Below are 13,902 nucleotides of genomic sequence, written 5' to 3' on the forward strand. Positions count from 1 at the left end.
GCTACATCTTTATATAGCGCTATTACAGCGCACGAATGACAAATTCAAATTGCAGTTCGCCGTCCGAGGCGATGCGGTACTCCGGATGAACCGGTGCGCCCCAGCTATCGTCACCACCTACGCCCATTTGTTTGCCGGCTACCGTTACAACCGTATAATGCACCGGAGGCAGCTCATATGCATGTTGTGCATTCTCCAGCTCAAATGCCGTATATGGAGATACATTCAGCTCGACCGGAACTCCAGCCGATTCAATTTTGAAGCCACGTCCCGCGTTGTCGGTCAATTTGGCCCAACGTACACCCGTACGGTTGCCCGACTCTTGCGGTACAAGATATGGAGCAACGGTATCTGCTACCTTGCTGTCATGGATACCCAGACGAGCGCCAAATGCACGGTCCGCATAATTTTCTTCAGGTCCCATCGCCAGCCATTCCACATTTTCAAACTCCGGAGATGTCTTGAAGGAGAGCGCATGAATCGGAAGATCTGGCAGACCTGCCGTTCCTTTATACGTATTATGCACATGCACACTACCATCTGCACGGACGGTATAAGCCACTTTCACTTGTACATCTGCCGAAATATTAAGTTTGTACGTGAATTCGATCCGATATTGATCCGTGTTTTGTTCCGCTTTCCAGTTCACACATCTAGGCAGCAGACTTGCAGCATACCAAGCCCCAAGCTCGAAGCCCATAGCAGTACCCTTGTCATTATCGGTGGTCGCACGCCAGAACAATGGCATTGGAGGCTGTGCAATCGTCTCTTGACCTGACAGCTTCAGGGATACCAATGTTCCGAAAGCCTTGGAGAACAGGACATGGGTCTGACCTACCCTTACCCCGATATTAACGTCCCCTTCAACGACCTGAATTTCATTTGTCAGGTTCAGATCGGACTCCACAATTTCCGACTTGTCCTGAGCAAATACAAACTGTCCAAAGGCAACTTCCTCGCCTTTTTCTGCCCACAACGTTGCTGCTTTTAATACAATCGCGGTATTCACTGCATATTCCCCATCAGCAAGAGATTCCACATCAAGTGGAAGTTTCACAACGGTCTCGCTTTGTGGGCCCACGTTTACCTCCAACGTTCCACGCAGCACTTCATGACCTTCACGATCCAGACTGTATACCAGTTCGAATTCAGATGTGTCCGCAAACAAATTATCGTTAACGATTTTCACACCATCGCGATCCGGGAACAGCTTGATGTTTTGGTACAGGAATTTGACTTCCTGCATCTTGGCAGACACTCTGCGGTCTGCGTGCACAATGCCGTCTCCACAGAACGAATAGTCCGAAGGACGATCACCGAAATCTCCGCCATAAGCAAGGAACTCTTTGCCGTAACGATCTTTTTTGTAAATCGCTTGATCAATGTAATCCCAAATGAATCCGCCCTGATACATCGGATATTTGTCTTCCAGTTCCGTATACTTATGCATACCGCCAATGGAGTTACCCATAGCATGCATGTACTCACAGCTGATATATGGTTTTTCCGGATTCGCGTTCAAGAATTCCTCAATGTCCGCAGGTTTGGCATACATACGTGATTCCATATCGCTCGTATCGTTGAAGCGACGATCGTGGAACACACCTTCATAATGAACAAGACGTGTAGGATCAGCCGATTTGAAATATTGCGAAACTTTATAGATCACTTCACCACCATGAGACTCGTTACCACAAGACCAGATCAGAATGGACGGATGGTTTTTATCCCGCTCTACCATCGACACCGCACGATCCATAACGATATCATGCCACTCTGGACGGTCGCCAGGAATAACCCACGAAGGCTCAACTGCACCCAGTTTTTGCCATGATCCGTGTGTCTCCAGGTTCATTTCATCAATCACATACAATCCATATTCATCACACAGTTCATACCATAGGCTTTGGTTTGGATAGTGAGATGTACGAACAGCGTTCATATTGTTTTGTTTGATCGTCTGAACATCCCACAGCATATCTTCCTTGGTTACAGCGCGTCCGCGACGCGGATTGAATTCGTGACGGTTTACCCCTTTGAAGACAATACGTTTACCATTGATGTGCATCACTTTATCGATCATTTCAAATGTACGGAAGCCAACCGCCTGAGGTACAACCTCCAACAGCTCGCCCGCTGCATCATATACTTGAATGTACAGCCGATACAGGTAAGGAATCTCCGCGCTCCACAGGTTTACTTGGCCAATCTCCTCCCGAAGACTCACCAGACCATTGGTAACTTCAATCCCGCCAAATGTTTTCACCGTGTTGCCTTCAGCATCCCTTAGTTCAGCGTTCACTTTGGCTCCAGCAGCAGCTTTTCCTTCAAGCTTCAGATCCACGTTTAACGTACCATGGGTATAAGACTTGTCCAAATCCGTTACAACCCGCACATCGCGAATATGCGCAGCCGGCACAGTATACAGATACACATCTCTGAAAATGCCTGAGAACCGCCAGAAATCCTGATCCTCCAACCAACTGCCTGTGCTGCGTTGATACACTTCCACAGCCAGTTTATTCTCTCCGTCCTGGAGGAATGGTGTCAGATCAAAATCGGATGGAGTAAAGCTGTCTTCCCCATACCCGACAAACTGTCCGTTAAGCCATACATAGAATGCAGATTCTACACCCTGAAACGAAATATATACCGGACTGTTCTGCCAGCCTGTTGGCAAATGGAATGTGCGAATATAACTGCCTACCGGGTTTTGGTCCTGCGGTAATGCAGGTGGACGCAATTCGTTTAACCCATCCCAAGGATACTGAGTATTTACGTATTGGATCTGACCGTACCCTTGGAGCTGAATATGCCCCGGTACTTCAATATCATCCCAACCGCCACTGGAGAATTCCTGCTTGTAAAAAGCTTCGGGGCGGCAATCCGGACGGATCGCATAATTAAATTTCCACGTTCCGTTAAGGTTGTAGCGCATAGCCATTGCACCGGATGCTTTCGCTTCTTCCATAGTACGGTAATAGCGATGATCCGAGTAAGCGTTAAGGCGGTTTACTTCAAAAACGCTTACATCGCCCAGCCAGTTAATATCTGCATGTGTTGCTTTCATTCGGCTCTCTCTCCCTCTTGAAACAAATATATTTATTACTTATTCAGTGCAGATTCTTATTTTCCTTTTACGAAACAAACATAAACAAACAGAAAGACAGAGGCACGCCATGTCTGGCGTCCTCTTCTCTCTCTTCTACATTGACGTCCATTCAGACGGTTTAATGATAATGCATTACTTAACGGAACCAACCATACCTGCGACAAAGTGTTTTTGCATAATGAAGAATACAATGGCTGTCGGTAATGTCGCGATGACGATGGCGGTCATGATGACACCATAATCCGGTGAATAGCTGGAACCGAGGTTCGAGATTAACAACGGAATCGTCTGTTGGTCTGGCGTTTGCAGCACCACGAGAGGCCACAGGTAGTTATTCCAGCTGCTCATGAATGTGATGATCGCAGCGGCTGCATATGTTGTTTTCATCGTTGGCATGTAGATCTTCAGGAAGATCCCAATTTCGCTCAAACCATCAATCCGGCCAGCTTCAAGCATCTCTTTCGGGAACATTTTGGTGTTCTGACGGAAGAAGAAGATTAGGAACGCCGTTGTGATGGTCGGCAGAATAACTGCGGCCATGGTGTTGATACCGATGAACGGTGCAAAACCAGAGATCGTAGCAAACATCCGGTATAAAGGAACCATCAGCGCTGCGAAAGGAATCATCATCGACAGCAACAGAATGTTAAATACGATATCACGTGATTTCGTCCGATATACTTCGAATCCATAACCGGCCAAGGAACCAATCAGTAAAGCAAGAATCGTGGAAATAACGGAAACAATCGCAGAATTTCCAAGAGCCTGTACGAGATTGGTCGAATCCAGCAATTTGTTGAAGTTATCAAGGAAAGCCGATCCAGGAAGCAGTCTGCCTTTGGTGACATCTACAGAAGCATTGGTCGAACTGACAAGCATCCAGAAGAATGGGAAGATGGACACAAATGCAACGATGGACAAGAAGACATATGTGAATATACGTTTTGCTTTTGCTTTAGCCATTTCTCTCACCTGCCACTTTGAACTGGATAATGGACAATACGATAATCATCAGCACGATGGAATACGAAACGGTTGCCGCATATCCGAAGTCCGGTGAATATTTGAACGAAAGGTTATAGATGTACTGGGAGATGGACATCGTCGCATTACCCGGACCACCTTTGGTGATGTTCATAATCTCATCGAAAATTTGTAATGTACCAATCGTCGATGTAATGGAGGTGAACAGGATAATCGGTTTGAGCAATGGAACGGTAATTTTGAAAAATTGCGTGAAAGCATTTGCTCCATCAATCCGTGCAGCTTCATAGATCGACTGATCAATGTTCTGAAGAGATGACAGATAGAAAATCATGTTATATCCGGTCCAACGCCAAGTAACGGCGATTATAATCGTAATTTTAGCCCAGAACGGGTCAGTGATCCATTGAATCGGTTCAGCAATCACGTGCAGATTCATCAGGAATTGGTTAACCATTCCGTCAGAAGAGAACAGATATTTGAATACGACAGAGTAGGCAACCAATGAGGTTACGCAAGGCAGGAAGATAGCAGTACGGAAAAAGCTGCGGAAGCGCAACGTACTGTCATTCAATAAAACAGAAATAAACAAACCGAGAATAATCATGACAGGCACTTGAATGATCAAGTACAGAAATGTATTGGATACAGCAGTACGGAACGTTGTATCAATGAATAATCTTTTATAGTTATCCAGGCCCGTAAATTCAAGATTGGCTCCTACACCAGACTTGAACGATAAGAGCAGCGCTTGCAGCATCGGATAGAAGTAAAATGCAACGATCCCGATAACAGCGAGCGATATAAAAGCCCATCCAGTCAAATTATTTTTCTTTTGCAGACTGTCTCCTGTATTCATGGCTTTGGCTTTCACAGTATGGCTCCTCTCTCTCCGTGTAACATGGATAGAACCCAGGGAGCCTCCACCATGTCCGGGTCGGCTATTGCTTGTGCCAGACAGTGGAACGGCTCCGATGCTTCCTTGGGTTCTATAAGTTACCGTGGATCATCTTAGTTTAATTGTGCTTCAGCTTGTTTCTGTGCATCAGCCAGAACGTCATCAATTGCTTTGCCGTTCAGGAAGTTTTGCATTTCAACAACCAGAATGTCCTCGATGGCATATGTGTTGATACCGTAGTTTACGCTAGGGATTTCTTGTGTCCATTTTGCAAAATCAGCAAACACTTTTTGTCCACCGAAGAACTCGTCGGCTTTATCAAATGCTTCACCTTCTGCCGCCGGTTTGTACGTGCCGATTGCACCAATGTTGTTCAGCAAATCTTGATACAATTGTTTATCAGAACCGAATGTTTTACCCATGAAGTCAGCCGCTTGGTCTGCACCAGCAACATTATTCATAACGTACCAAGAGCTGCCACCCAAGTTCGATGCGTGTACAGAATTCGATTGTCCAGCCATTTTAGGAAGTGGTGCTACCGCCCATTTGCCGGATTGCGATGCTTCTTGACGCACGGATGGTGTAATCCAGTTTCCTGTAGGAATGGTAGCAACATCACCATTGTTGAATGCTGCCACGAATTGGCTCCAGTCGGAGTTCAACTTAACGATATTTGCATCCATCATTGCTTTGTACGTTACAAATGCTTCTTTCAGTGCTGCATTGCCAGCCAGATCAGGTGTTTTACCATCTTCTTTGGAATACCATGAACCTGCGGATTGAATCATCATACGGATCAGACCCAAATCGTTAGGATCAAGTGTGATCAGATCTTTGCCAGTTTTGGCTTTCACATCTTTACCGATTTTGATGTAATCATCCCATGTGATGTCCTGAAGGTCAGCTGCTTTGTAGCCTGCTTGCTCCAGCAAATCTGTTCTGTAGTAGAGACCTGTTACACCAGAGTCAAACGGAACACCAAACTGTTTGCCATCAAAAGCGGTTGGTCCCAGTTTGTACTCTGCGAAATCGGAAGCTTTGATTGTAGAGGACATATCTTTAAATGCATCAGGGTAAGCGTTCAGGAAACTTTGTGCACGGTAATCTTCAATCAGAACAATGTTCGGAAGGCCGCTGCTTGTTCCCGAGTTCAAACCTGTATTCAGCTTTTGGATAATGTCAGCTTGAGCATATTCAATGATGTTGATTTTCAGATCAGGATTTTGTTTTTGATAGGCTTCTTTTGCTGTTTCTAATGCAGCGACGTTAAACGCTTTGTCCCAAGCCCAGATCGTAATTTCATTAGAGTTTTTTTCACCCTCACTTGCCTTGTTCCCTCCACCACCGGAAGAACATGCAGACAACAGCAGGACAGTAACGAGCATCAGTACCCACATTTTTTTCAAACGATTCAACTCCCCTTCGACCTCTTTGTGTGTAATTTGTTTGCGTTTTCTGAAAGCGTTTGCTCTCGATGAATTCATCTTATCATTCCCAAATCTTCATTCGTTAGTAATAATTTTGTGTTGATTTGTCATCTTATTGCCACAATGAAAACCTTTACAGAAACCGCTTGCATTAAATTTGTTTTTTTGTAATTTCTTTTGATTTTGTACTTTTTCAATCTGAATATTTTACAAGTCTGGGCTGAATCCTTACGCTCTGAGCACCAAAAAGGCCCTCCCGTGTTGTCATCGACAACCCAGGAAGACCTTCTATAAAGCCACCTTTTCATAAAAATAACGACCTTGTATTCACTCAAAAGCTATTATTAGCTCGTAATCAACGGAAGTGTAACAGTAACCCTTGTTCCCTCTCCCGGTTTGCTCATTATGGTTACACCATAAGGTGCCCCGTACAATAGCTCTATGCGATCATGTACATTCCGGATACCAATACCACTAAACAATTGCCGATTATTCTTCGGATTGGGCAGCGACTCACCCATGGAGAATCCTTCTATCCCGTCCCCGTTATCCATAATCTCGCAAATCAATGACTCTCCGGCTCTGGAGACCATCACATGGATGGTGCCTGTTTCCTTGGAAATGAATCCATGGAAGAAGGCATTCTCGATAAAGGGCTGAATCACCAGTTTGGGTACATGATAATGTGTACAATCCGGAGCTACGTAGAAGGCTGCTTTAATGCGCCCTCCGTATCGGACATGATTAATGAATACATAGTTTTTCAGGTTTTCGACTTCTTGCTCCACCGTTATCGTCTCACTCACGTTACTAATCGTATTCTGCAATAAGGAGATTAGCGCATTAATGGTTTCGGCAGCCCTATCCTTGTTGCCTTGCTGAACCAGGACTTTCACGGAAGCCAGGGTATTGTACAGGAAATGAGGATTAATCTGGCTTTGCAGCGCCGCCAGCTCGGCATTTCGTTGCTCCCGCTGTGTAAGTACCAGCTGATCCACATAGTCATGAAGTTCGTCCAGCATGTAGTTATAGGCGTGACCTAACTGTCGACTCTCATAACTTCCACTGACTGGAATATAGTTGTCCAGATCACTTTTGGTTATATTGGACATCTGCTTCACAAGTCGGCGCAGCGACTTGGTGATCTGATTCGTAATAAGGAACACGAGTATGAGCGCTCCGGCTACAATGGCTGCACAGATCAGAGCAATCGTCTTCATGTCAATCAGCTGCCCCATCGCGAGATCCTTATCGACCACATTTACGATATAAAACCGATAAAATGGTAAGTACTCGGACAATACCACACTGTCCTGATCCATGACCCGCGCATTTACACCTTTTACACTTTCGTTATTCATTTCTCTGGCATAGGTCAGCAATTCGAGTTGAGTGGTGCCGATCCACTCTTCACGATTGGAAGATACAATCTCACCCGCATCATTCAGGATAACCACATCGTTGCCCCTGCTCGTGAAACTGCTATAGAACTGACGAAATGCGTTCTCTCTCATGGTGACATACAACGTACCATAGAGTCGGTTTTCAGCACGATCCGTCAATGCCTTGGTCGCTGAGATCATCTGCTGGGCAGTCTCATCATTCGTCTGATAGTCGTCAAAAATGATCCGGTTCGGACTGGCCGCTGCTTCCAGCGTAATCGGCTGCTCTTTCAATTCATCTGCTGATAAACGAAGATGAGATCGATCGGTAGAATACGTACGCCCATTAATACCGCTAATCGTTATACCAACTTCATAGGACTCCGTAATTGATTGAATCCGGTCCATCGTTTCTCTCATATTATAATAGGATTTTGCCATCGTGAGGGAGTCACCCTCCCCCTCAGACAGATAACCACGAATTGCCCCGCTTTGGCTAACATTATTGGATACAGCAGCAATCGCATCGTTGAAGGATTCAAAGTTCGTTTTGATCTGGCTAAGTACCTTGGAGTTCGTAATACTGAACGTCTCGGTAAACAGCTTGGTCGACATATGAATCGATGTCCATAGAATGAGCACGGAGACAAGAATGATGCTAACGAACATAACGAGGAACAGTTTTGGGAAAAGTCCAAGCCTTGAGAATGCATTCATCCATTTCTTCATTTATTTCTTCCTTCTGACGTTATGCCCAGAATTTTCGCCGGTATCGGCTCGGTGACAGTCCGGTAAATTTTTTGAACACTTTGCAAAAGTAACTGTGGTCGGAATACCCTACCATGCTGCTAATTTCGGAAATGGTAACATCGTCTGAGCGGAGCAGTTCCTCTGCCTTTTCAATCCGAATTTTATTCAAATATTCGTTAAAGCCTTCTTTTTTGTGTGAAGAGAAATAACTGGACAAGTACGATGGATTAAAATGAAAATGCTTGGCTACTTCGGCAAGTCCGAGTGGCTGATCAAAGTGCTGATGCATATATTCCAGCAGCATTTTCATATTCGGATCACTTCGTCTTGCGCCCTCTCCAGTCGTGCACTCCTGTACCTCAGCCATGAACTGATCCAGCACATTCATCGCTTCTGTTAGACTAGAGGCGCCATCCACATGTTTGAAATAGGCATACTTGCTCTCTTCCAGTGCAGCGGACTGCACATCCATATCAGCCAAGGTAATGGTTACGTTAAAGATCAGATTGCCCAGAAAGGACTTAATTTCAAACACATCCGCAATATAATCCCGCCCCAACGTAAGGGCATGCTCCTGCAAATATTCTCTTGCGGCTTCTGTTCGATTTCGCTTCACATGCTGCAAAAACATGTTCACATTGAACTGATATCCTGCAGGGTGAAGAGGCGGAAGTTCGCCATACACCAGAATAGATCGGTCCTCATAATAAAAGCGATACTCCATTAGCTTGATCAGACGTGTTCGATATACGTCCCCCATCTCTTCAAATGAAGAGAAGCTGTCGCTCAGCACCCAGCAAGGTCCGTCCTGCCCATCCTTATTCTCGCTCGCCAACTCCTTAATTCGCTGCACCATCCATTCATCCTTCGCAGGCTCAACATTAAGGAGCACCACTGGCGACGCGCCTTCGGCCGGAACGATTGCGCACTCCACATCAGGGAGCAGATCCCGTAACCTGGACTCCAATTGCTCGTTATCCAGCTTGTGCACATGTACTTGTTTATCCTTCGGCTTATATACGAGTAAGCGGAAACATCGGTGAGGAAAAGTCTCCCTTATCATATGCATCTCGTTTTCCTCATCCAACGTAAAACCGGACAGCATCTTCTCCATCAGTTGTCCGAGCCTCCACCCATCATGTGAAGGCTCAAACTGCAATTCGGGAATTTTGCCAGCCGTACGCTGAAGTACTTGTAATAATTCATTGGTATCCAGTTTGGGTTTCAATATATAGTCTGCTGCTCCATTCTGGAGCGTTGAACGTACATATTCGAACTCACTGAAGCTGCTAAGTACGATAACCTCAATCTGCGGATGGCTAGCTTTTAATGTCCGGACAAATGTTTCCCCATCCATCACAGGCATTACGATGTCCGTAATGACAATATCCGGCTGTAACGACTGCACCTGTGCAAGCCCTTCTTCCCCGTTGGAAGCTTCACCTACAATCTGAAAACCTTCAGCTTCCCAGTTCATATGGTGCTTAATGCCTTGCCTTACAAGAAACTCATCGTCAACAATCAGCACCTTACACAACCGGTTCATGACCCTTGACCCCCTTGTCTAATCTTTCTTCTATGTCTGTGCAAGATATACCATCATATATCGGATAGAATGGCATCCCTGTGTTAGCGGTTACATTAATTTAAAAGTTTTGTACTTCTTTTTATATCTCAAAACGAACGTTTAAGCAATGGTAGGCATTTTGCATAAATCCATAGATCGACTTTCAATCAGCAAGATATAGATCGAAATGCATCTATTCGTCTTTATCTTGTACCCGGGAGTGAGTTGATTCGAATAATGCAAAATGCTAACGGAAACTCACTTTAGTGTACACTATATTTCGACAAAATAAGAAGCCCCGGCCCGCCATGAATCATTTTCGGCGAGCCAGGACTTCTTATCGATATACGTTTAAATTAAGTCATACTTTCATTTCAAGTTCAGGTCTAAGGTTCGATCCCCCATTGAAGACTTCCGGCAATATATCCCGTTACTTTGTTCCAGTCAGTATAGGCTGTTTGACTTGGAGCAAACGAATAATCATCCGTCTGAGTGTAGTTGGTCCAGTCTGTTTTGGAGAACCGTGCCTGAATTTCAGTACTTTGCCCCGCTGCCAATGAACCCGCAGAAGTTTTGAAACCAATCTCCAGCACGGAATCTGCTCCGGTCACGGGGGTCGACAGCGCGCTAAACGCCCCTGTAACATTGTCGTTTCCAGCTGTTGCCCAGTCACAGAAAAAGTTTTGGGCTTGAGCGCCATTGATCGTATAATAGTAACGAATTTTGACGTCGGAAAGATTAATGGCCGAAGTACCTGTATTCGTTAATTTGATCTTAGGATTAATGGAGTTCCCCGTTGCTGAAGTCGTTCCATTAAACATCTCAATTCGAATGGCTCCTGCGGGTACAGCCGTCGTGTCTTTGATCGTCAGATTTAGGATCGCATCATTGCCTGCACTGAAATGAAAGGTTAACGCCGCGCTTCCCTTGGACAAAGAAGCCAGATAGGTTTTACTCAACACGACCTGATTGCCCGATAATGTGTAATCCGTACCTGAAACCAGCGTTGTATTGCCATTACGTATTGCACTAAAAGTGTTTCCGTTCAGTGTCAACGTTACAGGAATATCTACCTGATTGCCTGTATTTTTATCAAATTCCGCATTCACTGGTGTGATGGCCGAACTGTTCACCGGAGTCTCGCCTCCACCTTCTCCACCGCCATTGTTCCCACCAATACGGTCAGCATATAAAATGCCTCGTCCATTCGTACCCAGATACACTCTTCCATACAAACGTGGATCACCTGTAATCGTGGTCACACGTGCATATTGATGCTGATTATCGTTAATCCGTACCCAATTCGCCCCGCCGTCATCGGAACGGAAAAATCCACGTGTTCCATCAATCTTAGCAATCGTGTACAGCGCGACCACGTTCTGCCCAGGTGCCGCTTTACCAAAACCGATGCTGTCCGCTTCCTCCACATTTGCAAGCTTGGTAAAGGTCGCTCCTGAATCGGTGGAATGCCACAGACCATATGGCCCTTCCTCTTCACTGCCGCCTGCAAACCAAAGTTCGCCTTCCGTTCCTGGAACAGCGTCCAGATCCGCGTTACCTTCTACCGGAAGCCCAGTTGCCGCAGATGCAGTGAAGGAGGCACCACCATTGGTGCTCACATAGACTTTACCGGCAGCAAATCCATAGAATTTGTTCGAATTTACCCGGTCGGAGATCACTTTTGCCTGTGCGGGTATACCTGAACTCGCTGTCCATGAGTTGCCGCCAGTGGAATAATGCACACCCTTGTCCGACGTGCTCCATACAAGTCGATTACCATTTGCCGAGATAGCTACGGTTCCTCCTCCGGTTGTACCGGCAGGCTCTGCGTTTGCCTTATACCACGTGGTCCCACCATCGCTGGATAAACCAATGGATTTTGCATTCGGATCAGCAGTATAGTCTGCTTTACCAACGCGAACCATGGTATTCGGACTTAACTCTGCAAAATCCAGACTTTCCGTAGAAGAGTAGTTGGGGCTGGTAAACATCGTAGCTGGTGACTGATCCAGATTGTTATGACGGAATCCCGAGACATCCCCTACCCCACTTAACAAATGTGCACCGCTTGGCGGGCTGATCAGATCCAGAACCGCGATCTCCTCGACCCCTTTGGCCATCACTGAAATATTGATTTTGTTGCCGTCATCCCAGTCTGTCAGATTTTTCGTGCCGTAGATGGTCGCACCTGTTCCATACATCATGCGGTCAGAGTCAAACGGGTCAATCTCCAGATCGCCAATCATCCAGCCCAGCTTTGGAGAAACTTCAGGCGGTGCAGGATTCGTCCCAAAGGTCAACCAAGGAGCGGCCGAAATATCCTGTGTATAGCGCATTTTACGGTTTGGATATCCTTCAAATTCCCAAATGCGGGTCCAAGTAGCTCCACTGTCCGTACTGCGGAACAGATTCGCGTCAGGCCACCAAGAGTTGAGGGTTGCCACCATCAGTGTACCAGGATGCTGAGCATCTACAGCCAGTCCGCCGTATCCAAAATAATTGTCCGAGCTGCTGCTCGGCACTGGACTAATGTTGGTCCATACCCCTGTAGTCGTATTTAGTTTCCACAGGTCTCCCTTTTCCCCATCATAAGGGCCTGCACCATCGCTGTATGAAATATAGAGATTTCCATTGGCATCCAGTTCACCGTGATGAGGTAAATACCCTGTAGGCTGTCCAGCAACAGCAGTCCACGTTGCGCCTCCATTTGTACTGCGGTATATGCTTTGATTTTTGTCGGCTACCCCGACATAGATGGTCTGTGTTGCCTGTCCAGCAGAACCTGTTGATTTGTCAAACGTGATCCAAGAAAGACCCACGATGTCACTGGTATATTCATAAGACGGGTCTTCTACATACGTACCGGGATTCGGGAAGCTCGTTACTTTGTTCCAGGTTACGCCGTAATCCGTACTTTTCCAGAGTCCGTTGCCACTACGTGCACCAAAATACAAAATGCTATTTTTATTCGGATCAACGGTCAGGCGTTCCCCCATGGAACGTCCCGGCATGTTACCGCCGACTTTGAACGGAAGAGTGGTGGTCTGCCAAGTATCACCGCGGTCCGTAGAGCGCAGGATGGAGCCGTTGTTTTTGTCCCATGAATTCGTGTACGTGCCGACAGCCATATACACTCGATTCGGATCAACCGGGTCTGTTGCCAGCGCATCGACACCGTTTTTGTTCCAATCATCCCAGCCAACAAAATCGGTGAGTGGAATCCAACTCTCATTCGCAGGATTCCAGCGATAGGCTCCCCCAATATCCGTCCGGGCATAGATCAAATCCTTCTCTGACTCATTGAAAATAATCCCCGGCACAAAACCCCCACCAGCCCCGGTCACGACATTTTTCCACTGGTATGAATCACTCGGTGCCGCATCTGTTGTTCCAACGAGTACTCCCAACGAAACTGCTGCAACAGCAACCGTCAAACTCATCACCCGCAGCTTTCCCAAAAACGTTTTCATAATTACTTAGCCTCCTCTTCAATATGTTCATCGCATCCGGTAAACCCCGCTGTGTCATCATGTTGATGAGTGCAGTGTCAGACATTTAATGCATTGGAACAGGCAACCAGCCCCACCTCCTCTCTATTTTTATAAAACGCTTTCATAAATCAATTTTGATTACCATTCATTGGATTAAACTTGCAATAAATAACATTCGATGGCAATTAAAAAACCCCTTCTGCCCAAATTCTATTTTTTGTATTTTTTTCTGCATATCGCTTTTGAAAACATAAAAAAAGGATGCTGTTTAAACAGCACCCTTCTCCATTG

Annotated in this window: 7 protein-coding genes; all 7 read right to left on the bottom strand. The window is 46.0% G+C overall.

The window, feature by feature from the left end; all coding sequences use genetic code 11:
• Positions 1 to 22: 22 nt before the first annotated feature.
• Positions 23 to 3,070: a glycoside hydrolase family 2 TIM barrel-domain containing protein gene (locus CRO25_RS09505; RefSeq protein WP_079694773.1), complete on the bottom strand. Its 3,048-nt coding sequence runs from the start codon at positions 3,068 to 3,070 to the stop codon at positions 23 to 25.
• A 174-nt stretch (positions 3,071 to 3,244) separates the two neighbouring features.
• Complete coding sequence (locus CRO25_RS09510) at positions 3,245 to 4,075, bottom strand: carbohydrate ABC transporter permease (RefSeq protein WP_063564679.1); 831 nt, start codon at positions 4,073 to 4,075, stop codon at positions 3,245 to 3,247.
• Positions 4,068 to 4,955, bottom strand: coding sequence for a carbohydrate ABC transporter permease (locus CRO25_RS09515; RefSeq protein WP_053783937.1), 888 nt, complete (start codon positions 4,953 to 4,955; stop codon positions 4,068 to 4,070). The genes CRO25_RS09510 and CRO25_RS09515 overlap by 8 nt, the downstream gene beginning before the upstream one ends.
• Positions 4,956 to 5,107: 152 nt before the next feature.
• Positions 5,108 to 6,400 (bottom strand): ABC transporter substrate-binding protein, encoded by a 1,293-nt coding sequence (locus CRO25_RS09520; protein WP_079694937.1) that lies wholly within the window; start codon positions 6,398 to 6,400, stop codon positions 5,108 to 5,110.
• Between the two features lie 365 nt (positions 6,401 to 6,765).
• On the bottom strand, positions 6,766 to 8,532 hold the full coding sequence (locus CRO25_RS09525) for a sensor histidine kinase (protein WP_064639102.1): 1,767 nt from the start codon (positions 8,530 to 8,532) through the stop codon (positions 6,766 to 6,768).
• Between the two features lie 19 nt (positions 8,533 to 8,551).
• The gene (locus tag CRO25_RS09530) at positions 8,552 to 10,099 is read right to left on the bottom strand and encodes a response regulator transcription factor (RefSeq protein ID WP_079694774.1); all 1,548 of its coding nucleotides are present in this window, start codon (positions 10,097 to 10,099) and stop codon (positions 8,552 to 8,554) included.
• A 407-nt stretch (positions 10,100 to 10,506) separates the two neighbouring features.
• Complete coding sequence (locus CRO25_RS09535; RefSeq protein WP_079694775.1) at positions 10,507 to 13,590, bottom strand: X2-like carbohydrate binding domain-containing protein; 3,084 nt, start codon at positions 13,588 to 13,590, stop codon at positions 10,507 to 10,509.
• Between the last annotated feature and the right edge of the window lie 312 nt (positions 13,591 to 13,902).

It is taken from the genome of Paenibacillus sp. RU5M (genome assembly GCF_900221055.1).
Classification (GTDB): Bacteria; Bacillota; Bacilli; order Paenibacillales; family Paenibacillaceae; genus Paenibacillus; species Paenibacillus marchantiae.